Source organism: Ktedonobacter sp. SOSP1-85, from assembly GCF_016587415.1.
Lineage (GTDB): Bacteria > Chloroflexota > Ktedonobacteria > Ktedonobacterales > Ktedonobacteraceae > Ktedonobacter.
Genome location: NZ_BNJI01000001.1, coordinates 525,176 through 544,707 on the forward strand (window position 1 = coordinate 525,176; position 19,532 = coordinate 544,707).

General features: G+C 54.6%; 17 protein-coding genes. 8 read left to right on the top strand and 9 right to left on the bottom strand.

The genetic code is table 11. The features are described 5' to 3' along the window. Positions 1 to 59: 59 nt before the first annotated feature. Together KTE_RS02540 and KTE_RS02545 are read left to right on the top strand one after the other, a co-directional pair. Positions 60 to 695 carry a TetR/AcrR family transcriptional regulator gene (locus KTE_RS02540; RefSeq protein ID WP_201378179.1) on the top strand — a complete coding sequence of 212 codons (636 nt, stop codon included), beginning with the start codon at positions 60 to 62 and terminating at the stop codon, positions 693 to 695. Positions 696 to 817: 122 nt separating this feature from the next. Continuing rightward, positions 818 to 1,876 (top strand): hypothetical protein, encoded by a 1,059-nt coding sequence (locus KTE_RS02545; protein ID WP_201378181.1) that lies wholly within the window; start codon positions 818 to 820, stop codon positions 1,874 to 1,876. 145 nt (positions 1,877 to 2,021) lie between these two features. On the opposite strand, the gene KTE_RS02550 is transcribed toward KTE_RS02545, so the two are convergent. Further along, a complete protein-coding gene (locus KTE_RS02550) occupies positions 2,022 to 2,816 on the bottom strand; it encodes a class I SAM-dependent methyltransferase (RefSeq protein WP_201378183.1) in 795 nt (264 codons plus the stop codon). A 36-nt stretch (positions 2,817 to 2,852) separates the two neighbouring features. Continuing rightward, a complete protein-coding gene (locus KTE_RS02555) occupies positions 2,853 to 3,443 on the bottom strand; it encodes a Clp protease N-terminal domain-containing protein (protein WP_201378185.1) in 591 nt (196 codons plus the stop codon). 395 nt (positions 3,444 to 3,838) lie between these two features. Here KTE_RS02555 and KTE_RS02560 point away from each other — a divergent pair, with 395 nt between their 5' ends. The 3 genes from KTE_RS02560 to KTE_RS02570 all read left to right on the top strand — a co-directional run bounded on the left by KTE_RS02560 (position 3,839) and on the right by KTE_RS02570 (position 6,227). Continuing rightward, positions 3,839 to 4,081, top strand: a complete 243-nt coding sequence (locus KTE_RS02560) for a ferredoxin (RefSeq protein WP_201378187.1) — start codon at positions 3,839 to 3,841, stop codon at positions 4,079 to 4,081. A gap of 114 nt (positions 4,082 to 4,195) precedes the next feature. Beyond that, on the top strand, positions 4,196 to 5,452 hold the full coding sequence (locus KTE_RS02565) for a cytochrome P450 (RefSeq protein WP_201378189.1): 1,257 nt from the start codon (positions 4,196 to 4,198) through the stop codon (positions 5,450 to 5,452). 241 nt (positions 5,453 to 5,693) lie between these two features. Next, on the top strand, positions 5,694 to 6,227 hold the full coding sequence (locus tag KTE_RS02570) for a PadR family transcriptional regulator (RefSeq protein ID WP_201378191.1): 534 nt from the start codon (positions 5,694 to 5,696) through the stop codon (positions 6,225 to 6,227). A gap of 109 nt (positions 6,228 to 6,336) precedes the next feature. Here KTE_RS02570 and KTE_RS02575 read toward each other — a convergent pair whose 3' ends face one another. Further along, positions 6,337 to 7,737, bottom strand: a complete 1,401-nt coding sequence (locus tag KTE_RS02575; RefSeq protein WP_201378193.1) for a bifunctional UDP-sugar hydrolase/5'-nucleotidase — start codon at positions 7,735 to 7,737, stop codon at positions 6,337 to 6,339. A 790-nt stretch (positions 7,738 to 8,527) separates the two neighbouring features. Between KTE_RS02575 and KTE_RS02580 the strand changes: the two genes are divergently transcribed. After that, entirely contained in the window at positions 8,528 to 10,561 is a 2,034-nt protein-coding gene (locus KTE_RS02580) for an APC family permease (RefSeq protein WP_201378194.1), read from the top strand. A 35-nt stretch (positions 10,562 to 10,596) separates the two neighbouring features. Here the strand turns inward: KTE_RS02580 and KTE_RS02585 are convergent, their stop codons facing one another. Together KTE_RS02585 and KTE_RS02590 are read right to left on the bottom strand one after the other, a co-directional pair. Further along, positions 10,597 to 11,301, bottom strand: coding sequence for a response regulator transcription factor (locus KTE_RS02585; protein WP_201372234.1), 705 nt, complete (start codon positions 11,299 to 11,301; stop codon positions 10,597 to 10,599). Next, complete coding sequence (locus tag KTE_RS02590) at positions 11,294 to 12,985, bottom strand: ATP-binding protein (RefSeq protein ID WP_201378195.1); 1,692 nt, start codon at positions 12,983 to 12,985, stop codon at positions 11,294 to 11,296. Before KTE_RS02590 ends, KTE_RS02585 begins: the two co-directional genes overlap by 8 nt. 157 nt (positions 12,986 to 13,142) lie before the next feature. On the opposite strand from KTE_RS02590, the gene KTE_RS02595 reads away from it, so the two are divergent. Continuing rightward, a complete protein-coding gene (locus tag KTE_RS02595) occupies positions 13,143 to 14,483 on the top strand; it encodes a PD40 domain-containing protein (protein ID WP_201378196.1) in 1,341 nt (446 codons plus the stop codon). Between the two features lie 42 nt (positions 14,484 to 14,525). Beyond that, positions 14,526 to 14,708, top strand: a complete 183-nt coding sequence (locus KTE_RS02600) for a hypothetical protein (protein WP_201378197.1) — start codon at positions 14,526 to 14,528, stop codon at positions 14,706 to 14,708. A gap of 106 nt (positions 14,709 to 14,814) precedes the next feature. Here the strand turns inward: KTE_RS02600 and KTE_RS02605 are convergent, their stop codons facing one another. The 4 genes from KTE_RS02605 to KTE_RS02620 are packed head-to-tail and all read right to left on the bottom strand — an operon-like array spanning position 14,815 to position 19,455. After that, positions 14,815 to 15,522: an ABC transporter ATP-binding protein gene (locus KTE_RS02605; protein ID WP_201378198.1), complete on the bottom strand. Its 708-nt coding sequence runs from the start codon at positions 15,520 to 15,522 to the stop codon at positions 14,815 to 14,817. Position 15,523: 1 nt separating this feature from the next. Continuing rightward, positions 15,524 to 16,387, bottom strand: a complete 864-nt coding sequence (locus KTE_RS02610) for an ABC transporter ATP-binding protein (protein WP_201378200.1) — start codon at positions 16,385 to 16,387, stop codon at positions 15,524 to 15,526. A gap of 15 nt (positions 16,388 to 16,402) precedes the next feature. Beyond that, positions 16,403 to 18,388: a branched-chain amino acid ABC transporter permease gene (locus tag KTE_RS02615; protein ID WP_201378202.1), complete on the bottom strand. Its 1,986-nt coding sequence runs from the start codon at positions 18,386 to 18,388 to the stop codon at positions 16,403 to 16,405. 53 nt (positions 18,389 to 18,441) lie between these two features. Next, positions 18,442 to 19,455, bottom strand: coding sequence for a branched-chain amino acid ABC transporter permease (locus KTE_RS02620; RefSeq protein WP_201378204.1), 1,014 nt, complete (start codon positions 19,453 to 19,455; stop codon positions 18,442 to 18,444). Between the last annotated feature and the right edge of the window lie 77 nt (positions 19,456 to 19,532).

The following is a 19,532-nucleotide window of genomic DNA, read 5'->3' on the forward strand; positions in this document are numbered from 1 at the left end:
GGCTGAAGAGGTATATTTTTCAATGAAAGAAATTTTTATTCATTGAAAAGGACAGTGGAATGCCTCGAACGCCAGAAGCGAATCAACGCATCCGCGAAGCGCAGCGCGCAAAGATCCTGGAAAGTGCCAGGAGCGTCTTTGCGCGCAAGGGGATGGAAGCGACGATCACAGATATTGCCGCTGAAGCTCAGATTAGTCTTGGACTGGCTTACCGCTACTTTGCTGACAAGGAGGCGATCTTCTCTGAGCTGGTCAAGCAAACAGTACCAGACGATTCTGCCGAGTTCCAGAAGCTGGTGAAGATGCCTGGAACACCAGGGGAACATCTTGCTACGCTGATTTCGAGTATCGTGGGAGCACGAGGGCAGCGCGAACCACTTGAGGCCCATCAACTGCTTCAACATGCCCTCGATGCTGATGCTATGCCCGAAGAGATACGCGAATCGCTCAGCAAACGCTATCAAATGCTGTTGACAACGATGAGACAACTGATTGTCGAGGGCCAAGCCACCGGCGAGGTCGCGCCGGGCGACCCGGATCAACTGGTAGCGGTGATGAGTGCCTGTCTTGATGGCCTCACCCGTTGGGCTCTACGAGATCCAGAACAATTTCGCACCTACGTTCCTGATGCCCAGATCGTTCTGCGACTTTTTCAGCCCTTAACAGACGAGAAGAAAGCCTCAGAACAATCGTAGAGCAGCTTGCTTGGAGGCTGAAGGGAGTATCGCTTTAGTGGATACTATGTCCTGATGCCCTCCTGTCCTTTTCTTATGTTTTAGTGTATGAAGCAAAAAAAGTGTTCGAAAGGAAAACGTGTATGAAGATCAATAAAGCCGAATCAGTCGTGCAACAAAAAAGATCTCCGCGAGTCAAGGGCATCGGTTACGACACCGGATTCAGTGTTGACGGCGTCACCCGTCGGCCGTTCGACCACGAGATCGTCCGGCGCGAATTGCAGATCATCCGCGACGACCTGCACTGCAGCGCGGTGCGCCTGTTCGGCAATGACCTGGACCGGCTCGAATTCGCCGCGAGCCATGCCGCCGACCTGGGCCTGGAGGTCTGGTTCTCGCCGTTCACCTATCAGTTCGGTCCCGAGGAGATGCTCAACCTGCTCGCCGACGGCGCGGAGCGCGCCGAGCGGATCCGCCACCGGGGAGCCGAGGTCGTGTTCGTCACCGGCGCCGAGCTGAGCCTGTTCAACAGCGGGTTCCTGCCGGGCAACAGCCTCGAGGAGCGGACCGGCCGTCTGCTCCGGCGCGAGCCGGGGATGCGTGAGCTGCTGACCGGGCTACCCGCCCGCATCAACGACTTCCTCGCCAGGGCCGTTACCGTGGTCCGCGAGCGGTTCGGTGGCAAGGTCACGTACGCCTCCATCCCGTTCGAGGGCGTCGACTGGACGCCATTCGACATCGTCTCGGTCGACCTCCACCGCTCGAAGGAGATCGCCCACGTCTTCCAGCAGGGCGTCCGCACGCTGGTCGCGCAGGGCAAGCCGGTCGCGATCACCGAGTTCGGCTGCACCACCCACCGCGGCGCGGCCGACCACGGCGCCCGCGGCGGCGGAGAGATGATCGAGTTCGACGGGACCACCCCGGTCCGGCTCAACGGCGACTACATCCGCGACGAGCAAGAGCAGGCCACCTACCTGCGCGAGTTGCTGGACGTCTTCACCGTCGAGGGCGTCGACGCAGCCTTCGCGTGCACCTTCGTCTGCTACGGCTGGCCACACCGCAGCAACCCCCGCGAAGACCTCGACATGGCCAGCTGGGGCGTTGTCAAGATCCTGGAGAACCGCCTCGGCGACACCTATCCCGACATGCCCTGGGAACCCAAGGCCGCCTTCACCGCACTCGCCGACTACTACCACGGCTGATCGCTCAGGGCTGATACCAGGCGCGTTTCTGATGTGATCTGAATAGTGCCCACGGGTTGCGTAACGAGATACACTCAAGGAACGGAGAAAGCAAGTCCATCATGAGGACGACGTATGATGGACTTGCTTTTTCACATCCCCGCATTCACTTGATTCCGATGCGGACTCGGTAACTAAAATACCAGGGAATGGGTTTGGATCCGATATGTTGGAGCGCGGCCTGTCTGAGGCGATCAAACCCGATCTCTTGTTCGGTGAATTGGAACTGGTGGCTGAGCGCACTGCTCTGCATCATCTCAAGAAACCGTGCAGCGTCTCCCTGCTCGATATGATGAAGCAATACCTCGCGGGTGAAGCGGAAGTGAGCGCTCTCGCGCAGAGGGTCGAGGGATTTGTTCTTCGGCCAGATCTTGAAGCTCTGAGCCAATCCGCGCTCCCGGACAAGCTCCATTAAGCGCAAACTTCCCTCCTGGGCGAGCCAATCAAGCTCCCAATGGATTGCTGGTGGCGAATCATAGTCATACGCCGCAAAGAGTCCTCCGGGTCGAAGAATCCGAGTGATCTCGGCCAGGGTCGCAGTTGGTTCCATCCAGTGGAACGATTGGGCAGCAGTGACGATATCCGCACACCCATCAGGCAGACCCGTCTGATGAGCAAGCCCCTCTCGATACTCGATATGTGTTGCGTAAGGATGGCCCTCGACGTTGCGGACAGCTTCGTTCCGCATATCGGCATTGGGTTCGATCCCAATCACCTGCTCGGCCCGCCCGCCCCAGATCGCGGTTGACAGTCCAGTCCCGCTGCCCAAATCCACCATCAGAGCGGGATGCGGCAGGTGAATCAACTGCGTCAGCAGATCGAGCAAAGCTGGTGGTGGCGTCGGACGCGCCCGATCGTAGCTGCTGGCTTTGCCAGTCCAAACATCACTAGTTTCTGTCATGCTGTTTTCTCCTTCCTTTTTTAAGCAGGGGAAGAGCTAGCCGAGAAGTTCGAAAACCTGGGCGCGTACCTTTCCCAAAATCCCAAGAGTATCGAGAATATCCGCGCCGACACCGCCACCATCGCGCACTATTCCCAGCAAGATATGCTCGGTGCGAACGTAGGCACTTCCCTGACGCTCTGCTTCGTCCAGCGCAAGTGAGAGCACCTTGCGAACTCGGGGCACATAGTCAATTTCCTCCTTGGCAGGTTGGTTTCCACGCCCAATTTTCTTTTCAACAGCAGCACGGACAGGATCAAGTGCGACACTCAATTTTTCCAGCGCCAGGGCTGCGAGGCCCTCTTGTTCGCGCAACAAACCTAATAATAGGTGCTCGGTCCCGATATACTGGTGATTGAAGGACAGTGCCTCCTCGCGGGCGAGGGAGAGGACATGCTGAGCATGCTCATTGAAGCGACTGAGGTGTTTACTGGGTATCCATGTCGGCTGATAGCCCTGTAAAGCCTGAAACAACAGTTGGTTGAGGACGCTGGTGATCGTGCGATCCTCCGTCTCGGCGATCTGCGCCAGTTGCTCATAGAAATGGACTGGAATTTCGATACGCTGACGATCCTTACTGGATGGCATACAACGGCTCCTGTTTCTGTTCCCTTTTTTGGGCGAATATGATGGTATTTACGGTGGTATTTCCACTCTGGATTATACCATGGTAAATACCACCGCATCAAGGGGTGATCCTTTATCCGAAGCCAGTCCAATTGCCTCGCATTCCTTGGCTCTTTGTAGGAACGAACCTCTTCACTATTCTCCTCATCCCTTCTTGCCGTGGCTAAAGAAACCGGAACAATGCCCAGAATCGACCGCGAGGTGGCACACACTGCAAGGGGTGCTTGACACATGTTGTTAGCATCCCTCCTCTCCATTTCCACCCCTAACTTTCCCTCTCATCACCTTGCCCATTGCCTCTCTGATATATTATTATTACCTATGTCAACGTAACATATCAGAAAGGAGGTGATGACGTGCGCGTGATCGCGTATACCCAGAAGTGTATTGCGGGCGGGAACTGTGTGCTCGCCTGCTCCGACGTTTTTGAGCAGCGAGACAGCGATGGCACCGTTCATGTTCTCAATGAGCGACCTTCTCTGGAACTGCTGAAAAAAGTGCGACAGGCCGTGGATCTCTGTCCGGGTCAGGTCTTCAGCATTGAGGACGAAGCAAACGATTCAGAGCTCATTGTTGTAGAAAATGACCAGGCGGTCTGATAAACGAAGGGTGCGGTATTCACCACCCTCCATGGAACTCGCTTGCGAAGATTCCCTCATTTCAGCAAGATAGTAATAAAAACAGGCAAATTCTAGATTGGAGCAAATAGCCCTATGAGTAACGAACAGGATGTCAACGTTCAGGTGCCGGAGGTGCAGCAGGAAGCAGCACCGCTCCATTTCCCGTTTCCGCTGGCTGATCATCGTCTGGAGCTACCCAAAGAGTATACGGAGTTGCAAGCAACGTGCCCGGTAGCGCGTGTGAAGATGCCCTACGGCGGTGATGCGCTTCTGTTGACCCGCCATGCAGATATCACGAAGGCTGCAAACGATGCGCAGCGCTGTGGCACGATTCTCCGCTCAGACGGCGATGTGCCGCGCATGGAGGTCTCGCCCCGTACACGCGAGGGTTCGCTCTTTACAGTGACACCTGAGCGCCACAACCAGATTCGCCGCCTGGTTACGCAGGCCTTCACCGTCAAGCATGCCAATGAGATGCGTCCGGGGGTGGTCACACTGACCAATCGGCTGATCGATGAGATGGAGCGCAAGGGACCGCCGGCGGATCTCTACGAGGACTACGCCATCAAAACGCCGATGGCCGTCATTTGTGACCTGTTGGGCATTCCCTATGAAGATGAGAAGCTCTTCCGCGAATGGGGGCGCGATCTGCTCTCGCGCACTGCCACCTCAGAAGAACAGCAGGAGCGCTGGCAGAAAATGGTGCAGTATATTATGCCCCTGATCGAGAAAGAGCGGGCCAATCCGAGCAATACCGTCCTGGGTCTGCTGGTGAAGAACCACGAACAGGGCGATGGCGTGCTTACAGAGCAGGAGATGCTCTCGTTCGCGCTTGGATTGATCGCCGCCGGTTTTGAGACGACCAGCACGAGCTTTACCAATTCCGCTTTTGTGTTGTTCCAACGCCCAGATCTGCTGGAACAGTTGAAAGCGCGCGTCGATGATGCAGAAGCGATGGCTTCCGCGATCGAGGAGATTCTGCGCGTCACCCTGCTGGGTGCGGGCGGTAGGCCGCGCATCACCCGCGAAGAGGTCGAGTTCAGCGGCGTCCATGTCCCGCCGGGCGAAGTGCTGGTGCTACCCTTTAATGCCGGCAATAAAGATCCATCGGTCTTCTCTGATCCAGACGTGGTGGATTTTGATCGCACGCCAAATCCCATCCTCAGCTTTGGCCGTGGTATCCATGCCTGCCTGGGTCAGCAACTGGCGCGTATGGAGATGCAGGTGCTCTGGACGACGCTGCTCAAACGTCTGCCGAATGTGCGCCTGGCAGTCGCTCCTTCTGAGGTGCCCTGGCGGTCAGGCGATACAGCGACCACCGGTCCGGCTCATCTCCCGGTGATCTGGTAGTAGTTGCTCGCTTGTCCATCTCTGATTTTCCTTTCTGCTCTTGAAAGAAAGTGTGGTAGAGAGGCAGAGGTTATGGTATAACATTCGGAGGTCGCATCGAAAGACTGCGCAAGCTTGCTATGGGCTCACGTGCAGCCCTACAGATTTTGCCCATAGAAGCGGGCAAAACGATCTCAACGCTCCAGAAAGGCTAGCGCAGTCTTTCTTGCTCTTTTGTGGAATATATCGGGGATGGACGTCTATGCTTGCGGATATGCTTATACTTGCCGCGCTTCTTTCTCGCCCAATGCATGGATATGAGATAAAGAAGGCTTACGATCAGACATTGGGCGGATTGGTGACACTGCACCATAATCAGCTCTATCCGGCGCTACGGCGTTTTGAGGAGATGGGTGTGGTGCGACGCGAAGCAATCGAGCAACAAGGAAAGCCCAATCGCCACATCTATCATTTGACGGACCACGGTCTGTCCGAACTGCGCGAGATGCTACGCGACTTCCCACACGCAATCGCTCGCAACGATATGGACTTCTATGTGCGTTTCGCCCTCTTCGGCTTCCTGGAGCCTGAGGATCGCGTGAAGATCCTGCAAACGCGTATACAGGCGCTCCAGTCCCTTATCCTGGAAAAGGGACGATACCAGAAATATCTTGATTCCCCCATTGTGGGCAAAGTACAGCCCTATGTTGAAAAATTGAATGCTTTCAATGATCAACGAATACGTGCGGAACTTGAGTGGCTGGCGCGAATGATCGAACAGGTGCAGTTCCCTTAAAGTTTATAACAGGCTCCAGGCAGAACCTCCCTTTTCTGTGGTTCGCGGAACCATCCTCGTATCCAGCCAACCTGGAAGAGATTCTACAAGATCATGGCTCCTGCATGTTTTACCCCAGGCGACCCATCACCGGCACGCTGATACGCTTCTGTAGTGTGATATATGCCTCCAGAGCTTCAGGCAAGATAGTAGGCATATCATACGTGGGATTGAGCCCCCACGCGGGATCGGTATACCCTCCATAGGAGTCCAGTTCCCAGTCTGAACCCGCGACACGGTAGATCCGTTCTGGGTCTACCAGCTCATCTCCAACATAGAGCTGCCCGGCACGCATGCTTGCGCCACTCAGGTGGAGAAGGCCTTGCGCGTGTCCACGCAATGGGCGGGGTCGCCTGGCAACCATTTCAGGGTCGAGGCCACGCTGGATAACGGCAAGCAATTGTGCACCAGCCATATCCACGACCCCGGGATTCCCAGGCGAGGGACAGGCTTCCCAGAGCTTTCCACGCGTTAGGGGTCCTGACGGAAGCGCTTCAACAAAGCTGGCACCCGATGTTATCAAAGCCACCTCGGCCCCCATTCGTTCACGCAGCATATCAGCCATGAGGTTTACCGTACTACACTCACGCTCCTCTGAGAAGTCCAGTGGTTCCATGAGTTCGCCGATGACTTCACTAAACACATGCGTAATATCCTCTTCAATCAGCTTGACCTCTACCTCTATCTCTGGAGATAGAGGAATTTCCTCGCTGACGGGCTCGACGCGTACGCGCTCGACTGAGAGGCGTTCACCATCCCAGAGCAGATCAAGATAGCCAAGATGCTGCGCGTAGCAGCCCGCCTGAACAATCAGTACTTCACCAACACGCTCGCCTTCGGGTAGTAGGTCATGCGTATGCGCACCAATAATCAGGGGAACCACACCCTGTAGCTCGCTGGCAAGTTCGCGATCGTTCTTCAATCCCATATGTGAGAGAAGGATCACCACGTTGGCTCCTTGCTCGCGAAGCTGTCCCACCAGTTCGCGCACAAGCGCTACTGCCGGTAACTCAAGCATGCCAAAATATTTTGTATAGTTGTTAAACATGTTCTCAGAGAGGCCAATCACACCCAGGTGCAACGCTCCCGCCTTGAGAATGGTAGCAGCCTGTACACCTTCAGGATTCGTGCCGTTGGGCAGGCGCAGGTTGGCCAGGAGTTGGGGAAAACCCGAAACCTCTCCATACTCCTTCAGAATCTCGTACCCATAACGCAGCAGACCGCCATTGCCAATCGTCGCGACGTCACAGCCTGCGGCCGCCAGCAGACGGTGCATTCCTGTGCCACGCGTCAGATTGCTCAAGCGTACCGAGGATTCTTCTATGTCACCACCATCAAGATAGAGAATCGGTAGGTGAGAAAAAGCCGCACGCTCCTGCTTCACCAGCGTTGCAATGCGGGCCAGACCATCAATACGTCCATGGATGTCATTACTATGCAGAATACGTACCCGTTGAGAGAGTGTTGTCATAAATTTTCCTTCAAATATACATACTCATCTATATTGCAATTATTGTAACACACGTGTTCATCACCTTGATCCTGCCACGTTAAGGCTTTTTTCCTGTCTCTCCCTGGAATCCCTATTGACTATTCAATTGAGACAAGTGATCTTCTCAGCCCAGGAGCTTTCCCAATGCCAAGCGGGCGAAGCGCGAGACCACAAAGAAGCAGTCATGGTTCATGCCAGGAACGTGACTGGCGCACCAACTGTGTTCCGAAAGCAAGCATCCCCTTTCTCGTTTTCTCCATCATCAAGCTCATCTTCCACCAGCGATTTGCTCGGTAGGAATTCATACGCTGAAAGCGCTTAAAAGCGCGATTTTATTTGATCGAGGATTGTTGCCAACGTTAGTTCAATTGAGGTACACTTCTAACATGTGTATTCCGTATCTGACCAAACACCAATGGCGTTTATTTTGCATCTCTTGCGGATGGGTAAGAAGTCTTTAATTAACGCTCCATTTCATGGGCGAAACGAGGAGAAAGGCAGCTGTAGCCTGCTTGAAACTGACTGTCAAATTGACAGCAATGTGCCTGGTCAAAAGTAGATACGGTTTAACATATATAGACCATTTGCAGCCTCAATGAGGGAAATAGACCAGTTTGGCAAAGTGTCGAGCTGGGCTTAAAATGGCTTGTATGCTACACTATGTAGCATGCGTGAGAGCCTTGCATGCTACATCTAGCAAGCATGCAAGTTTCCTAGAGGAGGGCAAGCCTCCTCGCATCATTCTCGACCAAAAGGATGACAGTTCGACATGGCACAGGAATCTGTGGCTTCAACAACATCAGAGGTAGGACATGAGGGAAGCGAGCATAATACAAAAAATATGCTTGGCCCTTTACTCTGCTGGGCAGTAGTCTTTGCAGATATTGGGACCTCGGTCTACTACACACCTGGAATTCTCTATCAAACCGTTCACGGGCTCGCGGGTTTCTTCGTCTTCTTAACGATGACCGTTTTTGTGTTGCTCACATTAAAATATGCAGAAGTAACACATCGCTATCCTCAAGGCGGCGGCGTCGTGACAGTGGGAGCACAGGCCCTTAACCCCTGGTTTGGTGCGCTGGGGGGTATGTTTATCCTGGTTGACTACTTTCTGACCGCAGCCATTAGTAGTCTCTCCGGCATCCAGTACCTAAACGTGGTTCTGCCTACGCTGGCACCCTATATCCTTTGGATTACGGTTGTCGTCGTCATACTCCTTGGCATCCTCAACTGGGTAGGCATCAGTGAAAGCGCGAAGGTGAGTCTCTTTGGCGCGATTATCGCCTTTGTCAGTGATATCGCCATCCTCTTCACCGTCTTTACCCACATTTCATTCGGCGAGTTTTTACAGCTCTTCCCGAAAATGTTTGCCAATCAGCATCTGACGGGATTAGCCCTGCTAACTGGCTTTGCCAGCGCCTTCCTGGCCTTCTCGGGCCTGGAGAGTATCTCACAGCTCTCCCCCGTTATGAAGCGCCCACATAAGAAGGTTGCGGGACAGGCCCTTTTTCTGGTGGTCATCACGATTGGCCTCACCAGCCCACTTTTGACGCTCTTCTCGACACAACTACTTCCTTCCAATATCCTGACCAATCCGGATACCTCCGGGCAGGTCATTTCGCTACTGGCAGGTAATTGGGGTAGCGTTGCCCTCCAGACAGAGGTGGCTATCAGCGCCAGCGCGCTGCTGGTCTTCGCCAGTAATACGGCAATTATCGGTGCGTATCATGTGTTTATGGCCCTCTCACGGATGGGCTTCCTGCCGGAAGTCATCTTGAAGCGCAATAAGCTGCGCGATACCCCTCACTTCTCTATTGCCCTGGCAACCTTGATTCCGGTTGCGATCCTTATCGCCGTCAACGGTAACATCAACCTGCTGGGTGATCTGTATGCCTTCGGCCTCCTGGGCGCCTTTACGCTCACCTGCCTGGGCCTGGACGTGGTTCGCACGCGCGATTGGCGGAAGGCCCGCGCGGCACGTCAGAGGCGCATGGCATTGAACACACAAGGGAATGGCCATGCTGGCGTCGGTAGCATCACTTCGACGCATGACCTGCAACTCTCGCAGATTGAAGCGCTCAGTAATACGGATAAGCCATTGAATAATGGCTCCGGTCTCTCACTGCAAGAAGCGCAAAAAGAGACGCATGGCTTGTGGTTTAAGATCGAGTATGTTCTGGGTATTCTGACCACTTTGCTGGTTGCGATTGCCTGGGTGACGAACCTGATCTTTAAGCGCGATGCCACAATCTTCGGTGGCAGTATCACGATTGTGGGTATGATTATTGCCTACCTCTATCATGCGCGCTCCAGGAGAGTCACCGGCCGCGTCACTGTACCAGTGGTGGTCACACGCATCGAAGAGCGGATGCCCAACTCGATTCTGGCCATTCTCAAGCCAGGTGACCCACGTAATGAGGCGGTTATCCGTGCCGCGGTCAATAATAATGAGCAACATCGTCCGGTCGTCTTCCTGTATCTGAGTGATGCGAAAACGCGGCCTCATACGCCTCGTATGATGGAGATTGTTGATCCGTATCTGGATGATGAGCAGGCTAAAGAAGCCTTTGGCAAAGCCGAGAGCATGGCACTCAATGCCAAGTTGCCTGTCCGCAAGTATGTGTATCTGCAAGGGCAGCCAGAGCTTGCCACACAAATCTGGCAGATGCTCCATCCAAAGGATACGCTCGTTTCGGCAGCTGATGTCGAGGAAAACGAAAAGATCAAAAATATCAATCCAGATCGTATTCGCTACGAAGTTACACCCGAAGGCAGAGTGGCCCACCTGCTCAAGCGCTGGTAGGCCAGCATGTTGCCAGTCAATGGCTCGTTCTCGCTCTATTCTGGCTCCTCGCTGTTAAAGCGATAGCCAACACCCGAGATGGTCAGAATAAAACGAGGATGAGCTGGGTCTGGCTCGATTTTGCGCCGCAACTGCCCAATATACACATGTAAATAATGTGCCTCTGTGCCATACCCCGTTCCCCATACCTGCGACAGCAACATCTGACGCGTCATGATCTTGCCCGAGTTACGGATCAACGCCTTCAAGAGATCATACTCGGTCGGCGTCAGCTTCACTTCTTTCCCCTCAACCTGCACCAGGCGCTGGGAGAAATCCACGCGCAAGGGGCCAGCCTGAAAGACTGGTTCCGTTCCCACCTTGACCTGGGCTGAATGCCGTAAGGCCACACGTACACGCGCCAGGACCTCATTTAAGCCAAAGGGTTTGGAGACATAGTCGTCTGCCCCCAGGTCCAACGCCTGCACCTTGTCACGCTCTGTATCCTTCACGGAAAGCACGATGATGGGCAGGTTCGATTGCTCCCGCACTTTTCGGCACACCTCAAGCCCACTGATTCCAGGCAGTCCCAGATCAAGCAAGATAAGATCCGGGCGATGGCGCGCCACCTCTTCCAGCGCCTCTTCGCCACTGGAGGCAGAAAAGACTTCATAGCCATAAGCCGTCAGGCTTCTTTGTAAGGCACGCACAATCTCAATTTCATCGTCAACTACAAGTATACGAGCACCACTTTTATGCATAGTCCAGTTCTTCTCCCTTTGTCAGTGGCAAGGTAAAGCGGAAAATCGCGCCCCCCTCAAGCCTGTTCTCGGCCCAGATGCGACCTCCATGCGCCTCGATTAAACCACGGCAGACTGCCAGGCCTAATCCCGTTCCCATTGTACTACTACTGGAGCGCCTGGTTCCTGATACACGGTAGAATTTGTCAAAGATACGCTCCAGGTCGCCTGGAGGAATGCCCGGTCCATAATCACCAATACTTACAAGCATATTCTCATCCATGACTTCAACCGAGATTTCTATTGGTGAGCCAACAGCGGTATAACGTGCCGCATTCTCCAGCAAATTCGTGACCACCTGGTCCAACTGTAGGTAATCAATCTGAACAGGGGGTAAATCCTCTGGAAGCGAGGTCCGAATCTCGCGCCCTTCTAATGTTGTCTGCATATGCCCCAGCACATCGTGAATAAGCTCATCAATAGGATACCACTCCTTCTCCGGATGGAGCGCCCCGCCCTCGATGCGCGACATATCGAGTAAATTGCCTACCAGGCGATTCAAACGATCGGCTTGCCGTTCGATCGCCTGAATAAAGCCTTTTCGCTCCTCTTCACCCCATGAGACATCTTCTTGGAGCAGACTGCTGGCCGCCGCTTTGATAGAGGCCAGCGGCGTGCGCAAATCATGGGAAACCGAAGACAGCAGTGCCGAGCGCAAGGCATCGGTGCGCCGTAATAGCTCAACCTGCATGCTTTCACGTCGGAGGCGCGCCCGGTCAATAACCGCCGCCGCCTGGTCCATAAAGGTCCAGAAGAACGCGGCTCTCTGTGAGAGCTGCTCGCCTCTTCCACGCGCACGCGTCCCCAGCATAAATTGCTGTGGATCCTCATTCATCAACAGACGCACGACACCAACGCTGCGTTGTCCCAACATCAAGGGCAACATACGAATGTATCCCCGCTTTGAGGCGTCGGCATCCATCCTGCGACGATACCAGTACCGGATAGGGTCACGCGCCGAGACCAACGCATCGCTATGGAGGTCGATCACCTTTCCTTCGCGCATGGCCGTCATGGCCGTCACCTGCTCGTCAGGTACTAATTCCATGACTGTACCTGGTGTCTGTTTTACGTCGGCATGTAAAACAAGCTGATTTTTCTCATTGGGGAGAAGAATAGCACAATCGCGCACCCCTGACGAGGTAAACTCGCGCACAACCGCCTGGGCCACCACCTGGAGCTGGCGCTCCATACTCGCCTCATTCGTGGTAGCGCTCACCAGTTCATACAACGCACGCGTCTCACTTTCACGCATTGTTGCCTGCTGGGCGCGCTGTCGCAGAGCAGCCGCTAGCTGACCGGTAAAAATAGCCGTGACGAGAAAAATGAAGAGCGCTAACCATTCCTCAGACTTAGCAATGGAAAAAGTATAGAATGGTGGGACAAGAAAATAATCAAAAGAAAGGAAAGCAACGACAGAGGCCACCGTCGCGGCATAGAGTCCCCGTGTACTTGCCAGCACCAGCACAATAAGTAAATAGATGAGCGAGACGTTTGGGATCGTTGGATACAGTCTAAGAAGGTAGAGACAAAGCGTCACTGCCAGAGAACTCAGAATTCCCAGGCATGAGTCGATGATATAAAGCTGTCCCTTCTGCCCCTTATCCGCTTTGAGGAACAAAAGTTGCTCGATTATTCTTTTCATAGTGATGAGCCTATATACTACACACAAACCCCATCTAGAGACACAGCACAACCTCACAATTGACTGCCAAAAAGAAGCATAGCACATCTCAGAAGTAACTGTAAGCCCTGGTTAAAACTCTCTTGACCACGCGGCCCGTGGCGCATATACTGCAAGCATGAAACGACAAGATCTGGCGATTCTCGCCCTCCTGCTACTGCTGGCTAGCCTGCTCCTCATCGCCTGCCAACCTGGGCATGATGGAACAAAGATCATTGGCTATCTCAAAGATGGACAACTCTGGACGGTTGACGCCAATGGCGCCAATAGTTTCGCCATCGCCAAACAAGATGTGCCAGTCATCGGGTATAGTTGGTCGCCCAATCATCAGATTGTGGCCTTTCGCACGCTCGATACGGACTTCGCACGTACCCCGGCAGCCAGAAGTGTCCTGGCAGAGCAGAGGCCAGGTGGCATAATACAGGATGCCCCTGGCGCCGTCAGTACCGTTGGAATCGATGGTGGCACGCCCATAGTTGTCGCCTTCTCAAACACCAACGCACGTTATAGCAATGCCACCTGGAATCCATCTGGGAATCGCCTCCTGCTCCGCCAAACGAGTGTAGGCGATACTTTTCAGGCTGGCGATGCCACCTGGTGGCTCACCCAGAACGATCAGCCCGGTGGGATCGCCGCCAAAATCTTCCCCACCAGCTATGCGTTCCCTTCTTTCGGCTATACGAATGATCTTGTCGCGGGAATTGCTGATAAAGGACTCTTCACCACAATCCTGGCTGGCACACAACAACGCGCGCTCACCAACCAGGGACTCACCGGGCATCCCCTTCCTGCTGGACTCGAACGCGTGCTCTGGCAACCACAACACCAGGATACGAGTCTGCTGTATGCGCAAAGCATGGATTCTCAGCCCGCATCTTCTGGACACCCGGCACAGGTACAATTGATATTGCGCTCTCTAAAGGGAGAGCAACGCGTGCTGGCAACCTGCGCCTGCACGCAGTTTGCCTGGAGTCCCGATGGCAACGCGATTCTCTATACAACCGGTACCTCATTTACTATTTTACCTCTCAACCAGCGACATGCGTTCTGCTTCCATGCCGATCAAGAGAGCACGCCCTCCTGGTCGCCTGATGGCCGCTTTCTCTTGCTCAATAGTCCACACAGCCTGATACTGATAGATGTCGCCCATCAACGTACCCAGACCCTCCTGAGCAGCCCCGCTGGTACAGGGGGTCAGTTAGGAAACGCGGTCGATAGCAAAGCGCTGCTCCAGCCCTTGCCCAATAGTCCCTGGGCAGCCGATAGCCAGCATTTCCTCTTCCTGACACAGCAGCGTCTCTCCTGGCAGGGGAAACGCCTGGCCCAGGGAGAGGGTCTTTATACTGTATCCCTGACACCTGATGGAGGTCTACAAGGGGTGCCTACCCTGGTTGCAACGGGCGCAATTAGCCAGCCCGGCTGGACTTACCAGGACCCCAATACCTCCTTCCTGTTTTAAACAGGACAAGGAAAACAATACGTAGGAAGGAAAACAGCACAGATGAATAAACACCAGGACGAGAGCTTTGACGAGGATTTTGACGAGGAGGAATACGACGACATGGAGCTTCTTGAGCGGCTGGAGACGCTGCGCGAGGACATGGAGGAGCTCAATGTGCGTACACTAGACGATGTCATCCAACAGATCAAAGAACTGCACCAGAAGCTCGACGCCAAGGCATAGCGGCGCTACTAAAGTACGCGTCTACATATCCATCGTACGAGATGCCCCGTACCAGGATATGTAGACGCGTACTTTAGTAGCGTTGTCCCCCTCTGGTCAGTGGCGACTAGGCACCGCCCAGGTAGGCCTGGCGCACCAGGTCGTTGGTCAAAAGGTTGGTGGCCGTATCGCTAAGCACAATCTTGCCTGTCTGCAAGACATACCCACGGTCCGCCAGTTTCAAGGCCATGGAGGCATTCTGCTCAACCAGGAAGACGGTCACACCTTCGTTACGGATGCGCTGGACCGTCTCAAAGACGGTCTCCACCATAATGGGCGAGAGTCCCATCGAGGGCTCGTCCATACAAATCATACGTGGATGCGACATCAGGGCGCGTGCCATGGCCAGCATCTGCTGCTCGCCACCCGACATCGTGCCTGCCGCCTGCTTCAGGCGCTCCCTCAGACGAGGAAAGATATCACACACATGCTCCAGATCCTGGCTAAGCTCCGCGCGACTCTTGCGTGTGTATGCTCCCATCTCCAGGTTCTCCAGCACCGACATGCGCGGGAAGATGCGCCTGGCCTCAGGAACTAACGCCAGGCCAGAGGCGACAATATCGCCCGTCAAACGGCGCTCGATAGGCTTGCCATCGAAGAGGATAGAGCCACCGCGTGGACGCACCAGGCCAAAAATGGTTTTCATGGTCGTGGTCTTGCCCGCCGCGTTCGCGCCTAGCAGACAGACGATCTCGCCTTTCTGCACCTCCAGGGACACCTCGTGGAGCACCTGGCTGGGACCATAAAATGTATTGACATTGCTGAGTTGTAACATCCTACTTGACCTCGTGCTCTTCTGTCTGTTCTGGCTCCTCAGCGGACTGCCCCAGGTACGCAGCAATAACCTTCTTATCGCGGCGCACCTCTTCGGGGAGGCCCTCAGCGATCTTGCGTCCATAATCGAGCACGACAATACGATCTGAGATGCCCATCGTGACCGCCAGTTTATGCTCGATCAAGAGAATCGCCAGGCCCAATTCTTCACGCAGGCGCCGGACATAGCCCACTGCCTCCAATGTCTCGGCCTCGTTCATGCCAGCCGTCGGCTCGTCCAACAGTAAGAGCTTAGGCTTCGCCGCCAGCGCGCGCGCGATCTCAACACGCCTGCGCTCCGCATAGGAGAGGTTAATAACATACTCATCTTGCCGATCCACCAGGGAGGAGCCAAAGAAGCTCAGCAGCTCTATAGCCCGTTCGCGTGCCGCCTCTTCTTCCTGGCGCACACGCGGCGTGCGAAAAAGCGAACCCAGGACACTGGCCTTCAGTTGCGTATGCTGCCCCACCAGGACATTCTCCAGCACTGTCATGTTATTGAAGAGGCGAATGTTCTGGAAGGTACGAGCGATACCACGCACCAGCACCTGGTCTGGGTTCAGACCCACAATAGACGTCCCATCCAGGGTAATCTCGCCCTTTGTTGGCCGATAGATCCCGGTAATCAGGTTAAACACGGTCGTTTTGCCGGCACCATTGGGACCAATCACACTCACAATTTCCCCAGGCCGCACAAACAGGTCAAGGTCGCCTACGGCGGTCAGGCCACCAAAGGCCTTGGTGACGTTCTTCAACGCCAGCAAGGCTTCGCCTGTTATAGGCTCAGAGGGCGTGCCTTCAACACGTTCTGCTTGCATCTCACTCATGCTCTTGCTCCTGACTTATTCAACACGCACGCCTTCTTCAAAATCAGTTGTTCCTGGGGGAACCTCCAGGGCATCTCCGGCATCCGCCTCTGGAATCTTCTCCTCCTCATGGTGCAACTCGCGCCTACGACGCGCACTTGGAATCAATCCCTCTGGCCGATATATCACGATCACGACCAGAATGACGCCAAAGATCAAGCCGCGAATATTACTAAAAGCAAAGTTGGGAAGCGTTTTGAACACATGCAGAAAATTGTTGGGATCGGCCGCTAGCGTATCGAGCTGCCCCAGGATTTGCAGATTGATCGCGTAGACGGCGATAGCGCCAACAACCACACCTGGAATGCTCCCCAGACCACCAATGACCACCATGGCCAGGTAGATGATCGAGTCGCTGAAATTGAAGTTATCAGGCGAGACCGTTCCCAGTTTGGCAGCGTGATAGGCGCCCGCGATACCAGAGAAGAAGGCGCCCGCGCCAAAGGCGAGCAGTTTGGTGTTCACCAGGTTAATACCAGAGGAAGAGGCGGCGATCTCATCTTCGCGAATGGCGATCCAGGCGCGTCCCAGGCGTGAGTCGCGCAGGCGCAGGTTAGCGAAGACGCACAGGGCAATCAGAGCCAGGATCAGGTAGTAATAGGGACCCGCGGTAATCGAGGTCCAGTTCACCCCTGGGAAAGCTGGCGAGTAGACACCGACGATACCATTGATGCCATTAGTGTACTTATCCAGTTCTTTAAAGATCACCGGGACGATCTCACCAAAGCCCAGTGTCACAATCGCCAGGTAGTCACCGCGCAGGCGCAGGGTAGGCGCACCTAGAATCACACCCCACAGGGCCGCGATCAGGGCCGCCACAATGACCATGGGCCAGAAGAGCCAGGCCCAGGTGGTTGGCGCAATTGTAATGCCCGTCACGATCTGAAACTGAGTAGAGCCAAAGAAGCCCCAAACATAGGAGCCAATGGCGAAGAATGCGACATAGCCCAGGTCCAGCAGACCCGCGAAACCAACCACGATGTTCAAGCCCAGCGCCAGGATCACATAATACCCAGCATCGCCGTATGCCGCCAGGCGTCCATCCGTACCGTAGCCAAACAGGAGCGGGTCCAACACGGGATAGAAGAGCGCGAACGCTATAATCAACAGCATATAGAAGCGTTGCGCCCCCTGGCTCAGCAGTGGCAGGTCAGTGGGCACAATCTCGCGAATTTTCTCCTTCGCCCGAGAGAGAGAGAGGGCGGCAATCTGGCGCTCAGTGCGTTTGGCCGCGCCATTCCCATTCGTGCCATTCCCGCTGGCCTGAAGCGCCCGGCGCATCGCGAGCCTACCACCAAGACGACCCAGGAAATAGCCTGCCACTGGCAACAAGAGCGTGCGCGCAACAATCCATATCAACAATGTATTGGGAATTGAGCCAGCGATGTAGTAGACAATATCGAGCACCAGAGAGACAAGAGCAAAAGCGAGGGCAAACCAGAGGCCCGCCGCAGTAGCCTGCTGCACGCGCTGCGCACGCCCCTCCTCGGTTAGGATATCCAGACTGGCCTGAGGGGCTGGAGGCACATATTTGAGCGCCTGGCGAATCCTGGTGCGTCCAAAGGCATAGAGGCCCCAGACGATGATGCTGGCAGCCAGCCCCATAATCAGGCCCAGGGCCTGGACCAGCAGCAGGGGAGCCACCACCTGGAAGAGCATATCGATCCAGAGTTCGCTCATGCCACGGCGTCCACTATCAGCAGCGACCAGATAGCCTACCAGCGCGATAATCGTCAGGTATAAGAGCCCGATAAAGACAGTGGCCTCGATCAGCGAGGGCCAATCTGCGAACGGAAGTATAGCCTCCCCCGGAGAGACATAGCTCAAAAAGACGTTGTTGATAATGCCTTCGCCACTCCAGACAAAGGTAAACACCGCAAGCGGGATGAGAAGCGCGATGACCCACTTGAGCAACAACTTTCGTGTCTCGGGTGGAGGAAGAAGCATACGAGCAGACAACATAACCTCACCTCATAAGAGAATAGGAAGACAGCAAGAGCATTTCTAGTCTCTGTCTAGACCTTTTCAGGTGTTTGCTGACCCAACAAGCCCGAGGGACGAAACACCAGGATCAGGATCAGGATGGCGAAGATAACGGCACGCGTCCAGGCTCCACCACCATGGGGAAGGCCAAAGCCATAGACATTGGAGTCGGGGATAAAGGACGTCATCGCCTCGATGACGCCGATAAAAAGGCCGCCAAGCATGGCGCCTCGAATATTGCCGATACCACCTAAGACCGCGGCAATAAAGGCAACCAGGCCATAATCGAAGCCAATAGAATAAATGGTGTTGCCATACTGCAAGCCATAGATAAAGCCTGCTGCGCCAGCCAGTGCCGCGCCAATAAAGAAGGTCATTGAAATGACACGGTCGACATTCACACCCATTAAAGCTGCGGCCTCGCGATCCTGGGCAACTGCACGCATGGCGCGCCCTAGTTTCGTGCGTGACACCAGCCACTGCAACGCAATCATCAGCACAACCGCCATAATGATGTCGAGCAGGTTATTGCTTGTGATAATAACGGTATCCGCAGGCTTGGCAAGACAGGTCACATGAGGAGGAAAAACAGAATCGAGCGAGATAGGCCAGAGGCAGTAGTCATAACGAGGGAAGATTTGTGGAAAGCGAACAAAGTTAATGCCATTCCAGAGCTTGCCAATATCCTCAAGGATCAAGGAGACACCAATAGCCGAGATCAGCGGAGCTAAGCGGGGAGCATTGCGTAGGGGCCGGTAGGCAATACGCTCGATTAATACGCCCAACACCGCGCAGCCAAGCATAGCAAAGAGGCACGACACAATCAATAAGCCTGCCAACGCGAGTCCAGTGGGGTGAGAGCTTCCAGTCACGCCCATCAAAGTCAACGCCGCAATAGAAAGCATCGAGCCGATCATGAAGATATCGCCATGCGCGAAGTTGATCAGTTCAATAATACCATAGACCATGGTATATCCTAGCGCGATCAGGGCATAAATCGCGCCCGCCACCAGGCCAATCGTCAGGACTTGAAAAAAGTGTATCATGTACGTCTTTTCTCCGTCTTTGTCAAAGAGAGGCACACGCCTTCAGGGAGTAACCCTCAATAGCAAAGGAGGAGTAG